This is a genomic window from Streptomyces phaeochromogenes (genome assembly GCF_001418655.1).
Lineage (GTDB): Bacteria > Actinomycetota > Actinomycetes > Streptomycetales > Streptomycetaceae > Streptomyces > Streptomyces phaeochromogenes.
On the sequence record NZ_LIQZ01000043.1, the window covers coordinates 1 to 14,765 of the forward strand.

Annotated in this window: 11 protein-coding genes; 6 read left to right on the forward strand and 5 right to left on the reverse strand. The window is 71.9% G+C overall.

Annotated features, from left to right (window positions below):
• The 4 genes from AOK17_RS06370 to AOK17_RS06385 form a co-directional block, all read right to left on the reverse strand.
• Positions 1 to 624: DNA glycosylase family protein (locus AOK17_RS06370; protein ID WP_483855173.1), on the reverse strand; the 624-nt coding region annotated here is incomplete at its 3' end.
• Positions 625 to 700: 76 nt separating this feature from the next.
• Positions 701 to 2,080, reverse strand: a complete 1,380-nt coding sequence (locus tag AOK17_RS06375; RefSeq protein WP_055611334.1) for a coenzyme F420-0:L-glutamate ligase — start codon at positions 2,078 to 2,080, stop codon at positions 701 to 703.
• Positions 2,081 to 2,139: 59 nt separating this feature from the next.
• Positions 2,140 to 3,099 carry a 2-phospho-L-lactate transferase gene (cofD, locus tag AOK17_RS06380; RefSeq protein ID WP_055611327.1) on the reverse strand — a complete coding sequence of 320 codons (960 nt, stop codon included), beginning with the start codon at positions 3,097 to 3,099 and terminating at the stop codon, positions 2,140 to 2,142.
• 41 nt (positions 3,100 to 3,140) lie between these two features.
• On the reverse strand, positions 3,141 to 3,644 hold the full coding sequence (locus AOK17_RS06385) for a cysteine dioxygenase (RefSeq protein WP_055611328.1): 504 nt from the start codon (positions 3,642 to 3,644) through the stop codon (positions 3,141 to 3,143).
• Between the two features lie 743 nt (positions 3,645 to 4,387).
• Here AOK17_RS06385 and AOK17_RS06390 point away from each other — a divergent pair.
• The 3 genes from AOK17_RS06390 (at position 4,388) to AOK17_RS06400 (ending at position 10,060) form a co-directional block, all read left to right on the forward strand.
• The gene (locus AOK17_RS06390; RefSeq protein ID WP_053723761.1) at positions 4,388 to 4,651 is read left to right on the forward strand and encodes a WhiB family transcriptional regulator; all 264 of its coding nucleotides are present in this window, start codon (positions 4,388 to 4,390) and stop codon (positions 4,649 to 4,651) included.
• A 226-nt stretch (positions 4,652 to 4,877) separates the two neighbouring features.
• On the forward strand, positions 4,878 to 8,546 hold the full coding sequence (locus tag AOK17_RS06395; RefSeq protein ID WP_079052827.1) for a glycosyltransferase family 2 protein: 3,669 nt from the start codon (positions 4,878 to 4,880) through the stop codon (positions 8,544 to 8,546).
• Positions 8,543 to 10,060 (forward strand): DUF5719 family protein, encoded by a 1,518-nt coding sequence (locus tag AOK17_RS06400; RefSeq protein ID WP_055611329.1) that lies wholly within the window; start codon positions 8,543 to 8,545, stop codon positions 10,058 to 10,060. The genes AOK17_RS06395 and AOK17_RS06400 overlap by 4 nt, the downstream gene beginning before the upstream one ends.
• A 65-nt stretch (positions 10,061 to 10,125) precedes the next feature.
• Here AOK17_RS06400 and AOK17_RS06405 read toward each other — a convergent pair whose 3' ends face one another.
• On the reverse strand, positions 10,126 to 10,578 hold the full coding sequence (locus AOK17_RS06405) for a metallopeptidase family protein (RefSeq protein ID WP_079052828.1): 453 nt from the start codon (positions 10,576 to 10,578) through the stop codon (positions 10,126 to 10,128).
• Positions 10,579 to 10,943: 365 nt separating this feature from the next.
• Here AOK17_RS06405 and AOK17_RS06410 point away from each other — a divergent pair, with 365 nt between their 5' ends.
• The 3 genes from AOK17_RS06410 to AOK17_RS06420 all read left to right on the forward strand — a co-directional run bounded on the left by AOK17_RS06410 (position 10,944) and on the right by AOK17_RS06420 (position 14,667).
• Entirely contained in the window at positions 10,944 to 11,366 is a 423-nt protein-coding gene (locus AOK17_RS06410) for a DUF3499 domain-containing protein (protein ID WP_055611331.1), read from the forward strand.
• A gap of 192 nt (positions 11,367 to 11,558) precedes the next feature.
• Positions 11,559 to 13,175, forward strand: coding sequence for an L-lactate permease (locus tag AOK17_RS06415; RefSeq protein WP_055611332.1), 1,617 nt, complete (start codon positions 11,559 to 11,561; stop codon positions 13,173 to 13,175).
• Positions 13,176 to 13,302: 127 nt separating this feature from the next.
• Positions 13,303 to 14,667 (forward strand): phosphomannomutase/phosphoglucomutase, encoded by a 1,365-nt coding sequence (locus tag AOK17_RS06420; protein WP_055611333.1) that lies wholly within the window; start codon positions 13,303 to 13,305, stop codon positions 14,665 to 14,667.
• The last annotated feature ends 98 nt before the right edge of the window (positions 14,668 to 14,765 follow it).

The following is a 14,765-nucleotide window of genomic DNA, read 5'->3' on the forward strand; positions in this document are numbered from 1 at the left end:
GGCCTGGCGGTTGCTCGTGCGGCAGTACGGGGAGCCTGCCCCTGGGCCCCGCCCCGCGACAGCTCCGGGCCCGGGCCCAGGCGCAGGCACCCCGTACTTCCGCACGAGCAACCGCCAGGCCCGATACGCCTCGTCCGTCGTGACCTTCTGCTCAAGAATCGACGGAATCAACGACTCCAGCACCAGCCCCGTACGCGTCAGCCGCAACCCGGGCCGCCGATGCCGGGCCACCGCCACCAGCCGATGCCGCGGCTCGAAGGCATCGGGATCGTCCGACTCCCCGAGCATCAGTGGCAGCTGCTCCAGCAACCACTCGGCCCCGGGCCCCCACGCCTCCCCCTCGACGACACCCGCGCGCACGGACACCCGCAGGGTCCCGGGCCCGACCGGCGTGAGACTGGCCCGCCACACGGCCCCGTCCGGCGTCGTACGGAAGGTCGGATCGGCGGGCCCCCGCCGCAACGGCCCGAGCACGAGCCCGAGATCCAGCGGCCACGGCGGCACCCAGCTGCGCGTACGCCCGCCGAGTCCGCCCGACCGGTCCGCCCGCGCCTGCCCGGGCACGACGACATGCCCGCCGCGCACGGTCGTACGCGTCGGCCGAGGATCAAAACGTCCGGCCACGGTTGAGGTCCTAGGGCTGCTCGGGACTGCCGTACGGGAATGCCGTACGAACCAGGGGTGATGTGAACGTCGACGCTCAACGCACCTCGATGAATGCCCCCGCATCCCGCTCCGGCCGCGCCCTCGGCTCCTCCGCCGCGTGCCCGACAGCGACGGCCCCCATGGGATCCCATCCCTCCGGCAGTCCGAGCACGTCCCGCACGACCTCGCGGCAGAACATCGTCGACGACACCCACGCGGACCCGAGCCGCTCCCCGGCGAGTGCGACGAGGAAGTTCTGCACCCCGGCGCCCGCGGCGACCACGAACATCTCCCGCTCGGCCCCGTCACGCCGCTCGTCCCCGTAGGTGTGGGACCCGTCCATGACGAGGCACGGCACGACGAGATAGGGCGCGCCCCGCAGCACGTCCCCGCGCCGCACGCGCTTGGCGATGGACTCCGCGCTCTTCCCGTCCCGCTCAAGATCGGCGACCCAGGCGTCCCGCATGGCGTCGAGCAGCCGCGTCCGTGACTCGGCCGACTCCAGGAGTACGAATCTCCAGGGCGTCGTGTGATGCGGCGCGGGCGCGGTCACGGCGGCGGCCACCGCACGCCGTACGGCATCGGGGTCGACGGGCTCGGCGGTGAAGGCCCGTACGGTACGCCGCTGGGTGACGGCCTCCCGGACGGCCTCGGAGGTGCCGAGCCGGAACATGTCGTCGCGCGCGTCCCGGACCATGCCCCGCGTCCCTTCGTCCTCGCCGTCGGCGCCGTACGTGCCCACCACGTGGGGCAGTCCGCGCACGACGGCGACGGGCAGCCCGGCGGCCTTGCCCTTGACCAGGTCACCGGCGGAGGCGAGCTCGTCGGCGGTGGCTACGACGGTGGCGCTGAGCGGATTCCCGTGCGCGTCCGTGCCGCCCCGCAGATCGTCGAGTACGCGCACTCCGGCGGCCCCGATGGCGACATCGGTGAGCCCGGTCCGCCAGGGCCGCCCGAAGGTGTCCGTGACGACGACCCCGACCTCGACCCCGAGCGCGTCCCGCAGCCCGTCGCGGATCGCGCGCGCGGAGGCGTCCGAGTCCTCGGGCAGCAACAGCACGGTCCCGGAGGGCGTGTTGGAGGCGTCGACGCCGGCGGCGGCCATGATGAGCCCCTGCCGGTTCTCCACGATCCGCAGCGGCCCGCGCCGAGCGACGACCCGCACGGTCTCGGCGTCGATCGCGGCCTCCCGGTCCGCCGCCTCGACGATCCGCCCCTCGGCCTTGGACACGATCTTCGAGGTGACCAGCAGTACGTCCCCGTCGACAAGACCCGGCTCGGTACTGGCGATCAGCTTGGCGAGATCGTCCCCCGGCCGTACCTCGGGCAGTCCGGGCAGCGCCCAGACCCGGAAGCCGGGCGCCCCCGACGGCAGCCCTTCGTCCCCGGCCGGAGCCGGAGCCGATCCCGGGCTCGCGGAAATCTCGTCGCTCATGTGCCCCGTACCCCCGAACTCGTCACTCCCGAACTCGTCACTCCTGAGATCGTCGTCGCTCAAGCGCTCCGCACCTCCTCCGCCAGCGCCAGCGCCTGACGGGCCATCTCGGCCGTCGCGTCCAGGTCGGTCATCATCAGGGGCACGGCCCGGCACCGGATGCCGGCGGCGGCGACCTGCTCCACCGTCCCGGCGTCCACGGTGTCGACGAGCCAGCCGTCGAGGAGCCCCGAGCCGTAGTGCTCGGCGACCGCGGCGGCCGTGGACTCGACGCCGACGGCCGCGAGGACCTTGTCGGCCATGCCGCGCACGGGCGCGTCGCCGACGATGGGGGAGAGGCCGACCACCGGGACGCCCGCCTCGGCGATGGCCTCCCGGATGCCGGGTACGGCGAGGATGGTGCCGACGGACACGACCGGGTTGGACGGCGGGAAGAGGATCACGTCGGCCGAGGCGATCGCCTCCAGCACTCCGGGCGCCGGCTTGGCCTGGTCGGCGCCGACGGGCACCACCGCGTACGCGTCCACGGAGGCCCGCAGCCGCACCCAGTACTCCTGGAAGTGGATGGCCTTGCGCTCGCCGTCGATCTCGACGGCCACATGCGTCTCGATGCGGTCGTCCGACATGGGGATCAGCCGGACGCCCGGCTTCCACCGGTCGCAGAGCGCCTCGGTGACGGCGCTGAGGGGATACCCGGCGCTCAGCATCTGTGTCCGCACGATGTGCGTCGCGAAGTCCCGGTCGCCGAGCCCGAACCACTCGGGCCCGACCCCGTACGCCGCGAGCTCCTCCTTGAGATGGAAGGTCTCGTCGGTCCGCCCCCAGCCCTGCTCCTCGTTGATACCGCCGCCGAGGGTGTACATCACCGTGTCGAGGTCCGGGCAGACCTTCAGCCCGAAGAGGTGGATGTCGTCCCCGGTGTTGCCGATGACCGTGACGTCCGCGTCCGGCGCGGCCTGCTTGAGACCACGCAGGAACCGTGCACCACCGATGCCGCCTGCCAGAACCACAATGCGCATGGATTCAGTCTTGCAGGCGGCTACGACAACGCGTCGGCCGGTTACGAGACCTCGGCCACAGTCCCCGACTCCGTCGCGCACCGCACCGCGTGCATCGGCATCTCCGTCAACCCGGGGTAGTACACGTGCAGGCTTATGGCCGGATCGAGCGAGTCGTTGACGACCTCGTGCACGTACCCGGGCGCGAACACACGCTGGGCGCCCGCGCTCAACGCGCGCGTGCCCCGCTCGGTGCGCTCGGTCAGCGCGCCCTCCAGGACGGTGAGTACGCCGGAGGAGCGGCCGTGGTCGTGCAGTCCGCTGCCCTGCCCGGGCACCCAGGAGAGCAGCCACACCTCGTAGCCGGGCCCGGTGCGCAGCCGGTGGTACCAGCGGGAGGTCGCGTCGTACTCGACGAGGTGCTCCCACTGGGAGCGGTCGGCCGCGATGGAGCGGGCGAGGCCGACGAAGTCGGCCACGGTGGACGGGTGCTCGCGCGGCGCCTGGAGGAGGTGCGGTACTTCGAGGATGTCGCCGGCGATCTGGAGGTCGCTGTCGCTGTTCATGGGTGCGGTGGGTTCCTCGGCGGAAGAGAGTGCTGGAGGACTGGGGTGTCACGTACCGTCCGCCCGGGTCGCGGGCATGAGGTGTGCCCTTGGTACGGGCGGGGGACCAGCAGCCGGGCCCTGGTCAGGGAACTCGGCGGCAGCCGGAGCGCGGTTGGCTCAACAGCTGTGACAGCAACAGAAACAGCTACAGCGAACGTGGGCAGCACCGAGGGACCCGGCGGTGCGGGTCGAGGTGAGTGCCAAGTTCGCGAGCATGCCCACTAGGACACCGGTTCACACTCGGACTGTCAACTTGATGTCCGGTATGTGGGCGATGTTTCACCTCATCCGGTTCATCTCTGTGGCGAAAGGTTTGTGCAGGAGCTTGCGAGGACACATGGCGCACAACCGGGCGCACGAACCTCGTCGCGATCCTGTGATCCATGCGGCATCCGTGTGATCCACATGTGATCCGGTTCGCTTCGTCGTCCGTACAGGAACGAGATCGAACTTCTGAGCGTCCTTCTTCGTACAGGTCCTGCGCGGAGACGGAGCCCGGCCGGGTCCCTATTCGGCTGTCAGGATTTATGCCGATTTGAACACTTTCCGCAAAGCCTTGGTTCCGCAGAGTGAATAAGGGGCCCAATAGCAGATCTCGGCTTGACTGGCCCGGATCGGCACACTTGTAATTTCACTCGTGTCGTTCAGCCGAAATCGGTAACGGCAGCATCACGGGGACGCGAGACGGACGAGGGGCGCACATGACCGAGCTGTTTCAGGAACTGCTGGTCGACGAGGCCGAAGAGGAGCTCGGCTGGCAGGAGCGGGCGCTCTGCGCGCAGACCGACCCCGAGTCCTTTTTCCCCGAGAAGGGCGGCTCCACCCGCGAGGCCAAGAAGGTCTGCCTCGCCTGTGAGGTCCGCTCCGAGTGCCTCGAATACGCACTCGCCAACGACGAACGTTTCGGCATCTGGGGCGGACTGTCCGAGCGTGAACGGCGTCGCCTGAAGAAGGCCGCCGTCTGATCGTGGCTTGATCGCAACCTGATCGCCGGGTGTGCGCCGCCCGACCGAACGGCGCACACCCCTACGTTCCGATACGTAACGAACGGCCCGTCGCAGGTGGGTTATCCACAGGCGGCGGGCCGCTCTGCTGCCCAGCCGTTAGTGTGGGCCTCCGTCCGAGACGCCCCGCTGTCCTCTGGGGGCACAGGCGTCCACCGCAGTCCATCGAACCGGGGCCCGTACCTCGATGTCCGTGCACAGCCATTCGGCAGGTCAGTACGACACTGCCACGCCCGAGTTCCCACGGCACGTGGTCACCGCAGTGCTCGTCTCGCACGACGGTGCCCGCTGGCTGCCCGACGCCCTAGCCGGGCTGCTCGGTCAGGAACGCCCCGTACAGAACGCCGTGGCGGCCGACACCGGCAGCGCGGACGACTCCGCCCGGCTGGTCACCGACGCCCTCGGCGCCGACCGGGTGCTGCACCTCGCCCGGCGCACCGGCTTCGGCCAGGCCGTCGAGGAGGCCGCCCGCACGGCCGGCGTGCTGACCCCGGACGACCTGCCGTACCTCAAGCGCCCCAGCGGCTGGGACCCGGTCACCCGCACCTGGCGCGACGACGCGTACGACATGCCGGAACTGCCCCACGGCGAGCCCGAGCAGTGGCTGTGGCTCCTGCACGACGACTGCGCCCCCGAGGCCGACGCCCTGGCCCAGCTGCTGCGGGTCGTGGAGAACGAACGGGAGCTCGGCAAGGAAGTCGCGATCATCGGCCCCAAGCTCCGTGGCTGGTACGACCGCAGACAGCTCCTGGAAGTCGGCGTCACCATCGCCCACAGCGGCCGTCGCTGGACCGGCCTCGACCGGCGCGAGCAGGACCAGGGCCAGCACGACCACGTCAAGCCCGTGCTCGCCGTGTCCACCGCCGGCATGCTGATCCGCCGCGACGTCTTCGAGGAGCTCGGCGGCTTCGACCGCCGGCTGCCCCTGATGCGCGACGACATCGACCTGTGCTGGCGCGCCCAGGCCGCGGGCCACCGCGTCCTCGTCGCCCCGGAAGCGGTCGTGCGGCACGCCGAGGCGTCCTCCCGCGAGCGGCGCACCGTCGACTGCGTGGGCCGCACCTCCGCCTCCCCGCACAAGGTCGACAAGGCCGGCGCGGTCTACACCCTCCTCGTCAACAGCCGCAGCGCGGCGCTCCCCTGGATCCTCGTACGGCTCGTCATCGGCACGCTGCTGCGCACGGTCGCGTACCTCGTGGGCAAGGTCCCCGGACAGGCGGTCGACGAGATCCGCGGCCTCCTGGGGACACTGCTGCGCCCGGAGCGCATCCTCGCGGGCCGGCGCAGGCGTGGCCGCCCCCAGGTCGACAAGGGAGAGCTGCGCCCGCTGTTCCCGCCGCCCGGCGCGACCGTGCGGGCCACCATCGAGCAGGCCGCAGGCAGCCTCGCGGGCAGCTCCGACCCGGAGCTGAACGCGGCGGGACGGCACGGCAGCGCCGTCGAGTCCGGGCCCGGCGGTGACGACGCGGACTTCCTGGAGGTCGAGCAGTTCGCCCGCGTCAAGCGCGTCGCCCGCAAGCCCGGGCCGATGCTCTTCGTGGCGCTCCTCCTCATCTCGCTCGTCGCCTGCCGTGAGCTCCTCGGCGGCGGCGCGCTCTCGGGCGGCGCGCTGCTGCCCGCCCCGGCCGACTCCTCCGAGCTGTGGTCGCGCTACCTGGACGCCTGGCATCCGGTCGGCGCCGGCGGTACGCAGTCCGCGCCGCCGTATCTCGCGCTCGTCGCGATGCTCGCGAGCCTGCTGTTCGGCTCCACCGGGCTCGCCGTCACCGTGCTGCTGGTCGGCTCGGTGCCGCTGGCCGGCTTCACCGCCTACTTCGCCTCCCGCCCGCTCGTCCAGTCGCGCCTGCTGCGCGCCTGGGCGTCCGTGGCGTACGCCTTCCTGCCCGCCGCCACCGGCGCGCTCGCGGGCGGCCGCATCGGCACGGCCGTACTCGCCGTGCTGCTGCCCCTCATCGCGCGCGCAGGCATCGCGGCCGGCGGCCTCGCCTCGGAGACGGTCCGCGGCAGCTGGCGCGCCACCTGGGCGTACGCGCTGCTGCTGACCCTCGCCACCGCCTTCACGCCGATCGTGTGGCCCATCGCGCTCGTGCTGGGCCTCGCCCTGCTGGTCGTGCGCCGCGGCGAGATCACCGCCTACGGGCCGCGCTTCCTGGCGCAGCTCGGCACCCCGCTGCTCGTCCTCGCCCCCTGGTCGCTGACGCTGCTGCCGTTCGGCTTCTTCCAGGAGGCCGGCATGGAGTACGGGTCGGGGGCGGCCTCCGCGCTCGACCTGCTGGGCGGCAGCCCGGGCGGCCCCGGGACCGTCAGCGGGCTGATGCTCATCGGCATCGTGTGCGCCGCAGTGGCCGCGCTGGTGCGCACAGAGCGTCAGTTGGGAATCTGGACCGCCTGGGCGGCCGGCCTGGTGGCGCTCGTCTTCGCCGTCCTGTCCAACAGCTCCACCTGGGCCGGACCGGCCACTCTCGTCTACGGGCTCGCGTTCCTCGCCGCCGCCGCGCTCGGTGCCGACGGCGCGCGCTCGCGCGTGGCCGAGCAGAGCTTCGGCTGGCGTCAGCCGCTCGCCGTGCTCATCGCGTTCGCCGCAGCCGCGGGACCCCTGCTCGTCGCCGCCGGGTGGATGATCCGCGGCGCGGACGGGCCCCTGGAGCGCCGCGATCCCGTCCAGGTGCCCGCGTTCGTGGCCGAGGAGAGCGGCACCCGTGACCAGGCCCGCACCCTCGTCCTGGACAGCGCCTCGCCGGCCGAGGTCGGCTACATGCTCGTCCGGGGCTCCGGCGCCCGCCTCGGCGACGCCGAACTGGCCGCGGCGGACGGCGAGAACAAGCCGCTCGACAAGGTCGTCGCGAACCTCGTGGCGGGCTCCGGCGCCGACCAGGCCGACCAGCTCGGCGGCTTCGCCGTGCGGTACGTCCTCGTGCGCGGCGGCGCGCCCCGCGAGGTCAGCCGCGTCCTGGACGCCACCCCCGGCCTGAGCCGGCTGAGCCAGCAGGACGGCAGCGCCCTGTGGCGCGTCGACCGGCAGGTCGCGCGCGCGGCCATCGTCCCCGGCTCCGGCGACCCGCAGCCCATCGCCGCCGGTCCCGTCGAACTGCACACCAAGATCCCCGCCGGTGCCGACGGCCGCGTCCTGCGCCTCGCCGACACCGCCGACGAGGGCTGGACGGCCACCCTCGACGGCAAGCCGCTCACCAGGACCACGGTCGACGGCTGGGCACAGGGCTTCGAGCTGCCCGCCACCGCGGGCCGGCTGGACGTCACCTTCGAGGCCCCGATGAGCCACACCGGATGGCTGTGGGCGCAGGGTGCGCTCGCCGTCGTCCTCGTGGTGCTCGCCCTGCCCGGCCGCCGCCGTGACGTGGACGACGACCTCCCCGAGGAGCCCGTCGTCCCCGCCCAGGCCGTCTCGGGCGAGGGCCGCAGGGCCCGCAGGCTGCGTGCCCAGGCGGAGGCCGAACAGGCCGACCAGCCGGACCAGTTCACCCCGGACGCCCCGCCCGCCACACCTCCTCCTTCGGAGGAGGTCCCCGTCCCCGCTCAGGTTCCGCAGCAGCAGACCTACGGCGAATGGGACACGACGACGTACGCGGGCGCCGAGTACGGCACCTACGGCGGCGAGCAGCAGTACCAGGGCGCCCCGCAGTACCCGGCGGGCACCTACGACCAGCAGCAGTACCAGGCGGACCCGTACCAGACGGGCCAGTACGACCCGTACGCGACGTACGGCACGGGGAACGCGGCGTACGACCCGTCGCAGACGTACTCCCAGGGCTACGACCCGGCGTACGACCCGGACCAGCACCAGCAGCAGCCGCCGCACGGCACCGACAGTGAGCGCCCCGACGGGAGCCAGCAGTGAACCGCACCACCGTGTCCCTGATCGCCGGCGTGGCCGCGCTCGCCGCCGTCACCGGATTCGCCTCGATGTCCGAGCCGGACACCTCCGGCACGGACACGGCGAAGGCTGCCGCCCAGCTGCCCGTGGAGCGCACCAGCCTGCTCTGCCCGGCTCCCAGCACCTCGGACCTCGCGGAGACCGCGTACACGTCGTTCACTCCCGTCGCGGAGGGCACCGGTGACGACGGCGCGGCCGAACTCACGGCGGCGGGCGAGGAGTCGGCGGACGGCAAGACCGACGCGGACAAGGGTGACAAGAAGGACGACGGCAAGGACGGCAAGGAGAAGGCCGTGCTGACGCCGAAGGAGCCGGGCAAGCCGGTCACCGGCGAGGCCTCCGGCGCCGAGTCGCCCGCGCTCGTCGGTACCGCCGAGGGCAGGTTCGCGCCCGGCTGGACCGTCCAGCAGACGACGGAGATCGCGGCGGGCAGCGGTCGCGGCCTGCTCGGCACCAACTGCACCGCTCCGGACACCGAGTTCTGGTTCCCGGGCGCCAGCACCGCCAAGGAGCGCACGGACTACGCGCACCTGACCAACCCGGACGACTCCGCCGCGGTCGCCGACATCGAGCTGTACGGCAAGGACGGCGCCCTCAAGTCGACGGTGGGGGAGGGCATCCAGATCCCGCCGCACTCCAGCGAGGCGGTTTTGCTGTCCACGCTCGTCGACGAGCCGCAGACCAACCTCACCGTGCACGTCACGGTCCGCAGCGGCCGGGTCGCCGCCGCCGTCCAGGCCATCGACGACAAGCTCGGCGGCGACTGGCTCGGCCCCTCCACCGACCCCGCGGGCAGCCTCGTCCTGCCGGGCATCCCGAAGGACGCCACCTCCGTACGGCTGGTCGCGTTCGCGCCCGGTGACGCCGACGCCGACCTGAAGGTGCGGCTCGCCTCTCCGAACGGGCCGATCACCCCCGCCGGAAACGAGACGCTGCACATCAAGGCAGGCATGACCGCCGCCATCGACCTCGGTGACGTCACACGCGGCGAGGCGGGATCCCTGATGCTGACGCCGACCGGGCGGCCCACCCCGGTCGTCGCCGCCCTCAAGGTCACCCGCGGCAAGGGCGACAAGCAGGAGACGGCGTTCATCCCGGCGACCGGCCCGGTGGACACGCGCGCGACGGCCGCCGACAACCGCTCCAAGGGCTCCACGCTCTCCCTGGTGGCCCCGGGGCGGGCCGCGAAGGTCAAGGTCACGGCCTCCGCGGGAAGCGGCGGCGGCACGGCCGCGTCGAAGACGTACACGATCAAGGGCGGCACCACCCAGAACGTCGAGCTGCCCGTCCCCAGCGGCCTCAAGGGCACGTACGCCCTCACGGTCGAGCCGCAGTCCGGCGGTCCCGTCTACGCGTCGCGCATGCTCGAAGAGGCCAGTGGCGGCGTACCGATGTTCACGGTGCAGACGCTGCCGGACGACCGGGGAACGGTGGAGGTACCGGACGCGGCGCAGGACCTCTCGGTGCTGCAGAAGTAGGACATCGCGCTGCGGAAGGACACCGTGCTGCGGAAGCAGGACACCGCACGCCTTTGGGGGTGCGGTCAGTCCTCCCCGTACCGGGGATCCACCGTCTCCGGAGTCAGTCCCAGCAGCTCGGCGACCTGCTCCACCACGACCTCGTGCACGAGCGCGGCCCGCTCGTCGCGCCCCTTGGTGCGGATCTCGACCGGGCGGCGGTAGACGACGACACGGGAGGGCCTGCCCTCGCGCGCCGGGATCGTGCCGCCCAGGGGTACGGTCTCGTCGGCCCAGCCCTCGTCGCGTGCAGGGTCGAGCCGGGGCACCTCCAGCACCAGGAACTCGATGTCGGCGAGCTGCGGCCAGCGCCGCTCCAGCCGCTCCACGGAGTCCTGCACCAGATCCGCGAAGACCTCGCCCCGGCTCGCCGAGAGAGGTACCTGCGGCGGCGCCACGGGGCCACGCATCCCCCGCCCGTGTCGATCACGACGACGGGGCCTGGGCTCGGCGGCACGGGGCGGTACGGGGTTGTCCATCACTGACGAAGAGTAGTCCCCAGACCCTTCTCCCGCCTGCACGTGTCCACCGGCGGTCACCCCCTCGGGGGAGCGCGGCCGGGGTGTCCCACGGCCCCCGCCCCACGGCGCGACCAGCGCCCACCACCGGCACCGACTCACCAACCGCGCATGCCACTTGATGACCATTCCAGCCAAGGTTGGGCTCGTTTCCATATGCCTCTAGGACCACAGAAATAACGGCAATTGACAGCTTTCGCACCAACTCGGGACCACTCCTGGACCCGTCCGAAATTTCGCCAACACCCGTACCCGCAGGTCAACAAGGCGCGCCAGGAACCACCTGTGTCAGGGGTCACACCACGACACGGTGGAGTGACCCGGGGGTGAGTCGTCGCGGCCCGCTCAAGAGTGCGGTACCGTCCAACATCGTGAGCCCTGTACGTCGCTGTTCGCGCACCGCTTGCGGCCGTCCCGCCGTCGCGACGCTGACGTACGTCTACGCCGACTCGACCGCGGTCCTCGGCCCGCTCGCCACCTACGCCGAACCCCACTGTTACGACCTGTGCGCCGAGCACTCCGAGCGCCTCACCGCGCCTCGCGGCTGGGAGGTCGTCCGGCTCGCCGACACCTCCGCTCCCTCCCGCCCCAGCGGTGACGACCTGGAAGCGCTCGCCAACGCCGTGCGTGAGGCGGCCCGTCCGCAGCAGCGGACCGCACAGGCGGGCGGCGGCAACGCCCGCGGCGCGGACCCGATGGAGGTCGCCCGCCGCGGCCACCTCCGGGTGCTGCGCTCGCCGGACTCCTGAACCGTCTTCCCGAGCCCCCTGCCCGAACTCCCCTCCCGAACTTCCGTCACGCGAACGGGACTTCACCTCGTGCACATTCGGTGCACGTTTCACTCGATGACGCACGACCATTGACGTGAGCTTGTCGCGGACACGACCATTCCCCCGCCCGTGAGAAATCGCTTTCCGCATCGCGGAATCCGGGGAGGCTCCGTGTACATCCAGGAACTCGAGCCCGTGGCCGACTCGCTCGGCCTGTCCGCACTCGTCGCGACCCTGCCCCTCGTCATCGTCCTCGTCCTGCTCGGCGGCGTCCGGATGAAGGCCCACCTGGCGGGCCTCATCGGCCTCGCGGCCGCGGCCCTGGTCGCCTGGCTCGCGTACGGCATGCCCGTCGGCCAGACGCTCTCCAGCGCCGCCCAGGGAGCCGTGTTCGGCCTCTTCCCCATCCTGTGGATCGTCGTCAACGCCCTCTGGGTGTACCGGATGACCGTCCACACCCGGCACTTCGACATCCTGCGCCGCTCGTTCGGGCGACTCTCCGACGACCCGCGCATCCAGGCGCTCGTCGTCGCGTTCTGCTTCGGCGCGCTCCTGGAGGCCCTCGCGGGCTTCGGCGCGCCCGTCGCGATCTGCTCGGTCATGCTGGTCGCGCTCGGCTTCGACCCGGTCCGCGCCGCGGTGGTCGCGCTGGTCGCCAACACCGCGCCGGTCGCCTTCGGCGCGATGGGCACCCCGGTGGTGACACTGGCTCAAGTCACGGGCCTGCCCCTGGATTCCGTCGCCTCCGTAGTGGGCCGTCAGACTCCGCTGCTCGCCCTGGTGGTGCCCCTGGTGCTCGTCTTCCTGGTGGACGGGCGACGCGGTCTGCGCGAGACCTGGATCCCGGCCATGGCGTGCGGATTCGCCTTCGCCGTCGCCCAGTTCGCCGCCTCCAACTACGTCTCCGCCCAACTCGCCGACATCGGCGCGGCCTTGGCCGGAGCGGGCGCACTGATGGCGGTGCCGCAGGCGCGCAAGCCCGCCGCCGAGCCCGTACGGGCCGCGGTCCTGACCGGCGTACGCAGCGAGGACCTGGACGAGGAGGATCCGCGCCGCGAGGTGCTGCGGGCCTACTCGCCGTACGCGCTGATCGTCGTGATCTTCTCCATCGCCCAGATCCCGGTGGTGAAGGACCAGTTGGCGAAGGCGACCCGCACCTTCGACTGGCCGTTCCTGAATGTCGCGAACGCGGACGGCGACCCCGTCGGCGGCAACGTCTTCACCTGGCCCATCGTGTCCACCGGCGGCACGCTCGTACTGCTCGCCGGGGTGTGCACGGCCGTCGTACTCGGGGTGCACGCGCGCGTGGCCGTCAGGGAATGGGCCGCCACCGTCCACGAGTTGAGGTTCGCGATCCTCACCGTGACGTCCGTCCTGGCGCTCGCCTACGTCATGAACCTCTCCGGACAGGCGGCCACGATCGGCCACTTCGTGGCGGCGGCCGGCGCGGGACTCGCCTTCCTGTCACCGGTCCTGGGCTGGTTCGGCGTGGCGGTCTCCGGATCGGACACCTCCGCCAACGCGCTCTTCGGCGCCCTTCAGGTGACCGCGGCCCGTGAGTCGGGGCTCTCCCCGGAGCTCCTCGCGGCAGCCAACAGCTCCGGAGGTGTCCTCGGCAAGATGATCTCGCCGCAGAACCTCACCATCGCCTGCGCGGCGGTCGGCCTCGCCGGCCGCGAGGGAGACCTGCTGCGCAAGGTGCTCCCATGGAGCCTCGGACTTCTGCTGGTCATGTGCCTGATCGTCGTCGGACAGAGCTCGCCCGTCCTGGAATGGATGCTTCCGTAAGGCCTTGCGAAGTCCGTGCGAGGTCCGTGCGCGATGTCCGTATGTGCCCTCCCGGGTCCCGCACACCCGAGTGTCAGTTCGTACGGGTAGTTTGGGGCCACCGTTGAGGACTCAAGGAAGGCTGGCCGTGACCGCTGATCTGTCGCAGCTCGTTAAGGCGTACGACGTACGCGGGGTGGTCCCGGACCAGTGGGACGAGACGCTGGCCGAGCTGTTCGGCGCGGCCTTCGTGCAGGTCACGGGCGCCGACGCGATCGTGACCGGGCACGACATGCGCCCCTCGTCCCCCGGTCTGTCGCGGGCCTTCGCGCGCGGTGCGGCGGCGCGCGGCGTCGACGTGACCGAGATCGGGCTGTGCTCGACGGACCAGCTGTACTACGCGTCGGGGGCGTTCGGCCTCGCGGGCGCGATGTTCACGGCCTCGCACAACCCGGCGCAGTACAACGGCATCAAGATGTGCCGCCCGGGCGCCGCCCCGGTCGGCCAGGACACCGGCCTCTCGGAGATCCGCGAACTGGTCGAGTCCTGGATGGACTCCGGAGCCCCGACGTCGGACGCGACACCGGGCACGATCACCCAGCGGGACACGCTGGAGGACTACTCCGCGCACCTGCGCGGCCTCGTCGACCTGACCTCCGTCCGCCCCCTGAAGGTCGTGGTCGACGCGGGCAACGGCATGGGCGGACACACCGTCCCGACCGTCTTCGCCGGCCTGCCCCTGACCCTCGTACCGATGTACTTCGAGCTGGACGGCACGTTCCCGAACCACGAGGCGAACCCGCTGGACCCGGCGAACATCGTCGACCTCCAGAAGCGCGTCCGCGAGGAGGACGCCGACCTGGGCATCGCCTTCGACGGCGACGCCGACCGCTGCTTCGTCGTCGACGAGCGCGGCGAGCCGGTCTCCCCGTCCGCGATCACGGCCCTGGTCGCCGCCCGCGAGCTGGCCAGGAACGGCGGCAAGGGCACGGTCATCCACAACCTGATCACCTCCTGGTCGGTCCCGGAGGTCGTCCGCGAGAACGGCGGCACGCCGGTACGCACGCGCGTGGGCCACTCCTTCATCAAGGCCGAGATGGCCACGTCCGGCGCGATCTTCGGCGGCGAGCACTCCGCGCACTACTACTTCAAGGACTTCTGGAACGCGGACACGGGCATGCTCGCCGCCCTCCACGTCCTCGCCGCCCTCGGCGGCCAGGAGGGCACTCTCTCCGCCCTCGTCGCCCAGTACGACCGCTACGCCGGCTCCGGCGAGATCAACTCCACGGTCGACGACCAGGCCGGCCGCCTCGCCGCGATCAAGGCCGCCTACGAGGGCCGCGAGGACATCACCCTCGACGAACTCGACGGCCTCACCGTCACCGCCACCGACTGGTGGTTCAACGTCCGCCCGTCCAACACGGAACCCCTGCTGCGCCTCAACGCGGAGGCACGGGACGAGCCGACGATGGTGAAGGTGCGGGACGAGGCACTGGCGATCATCAGAGGCTGAAGCCGTGTCGGCCCGGGCCGACATTTCAGCCCGTCCGGCGCTTGAGGACGAGGCCGTTCAGGCCGATCAGCGGGGGGCTGGGGGCGCAGCCCCCAGGG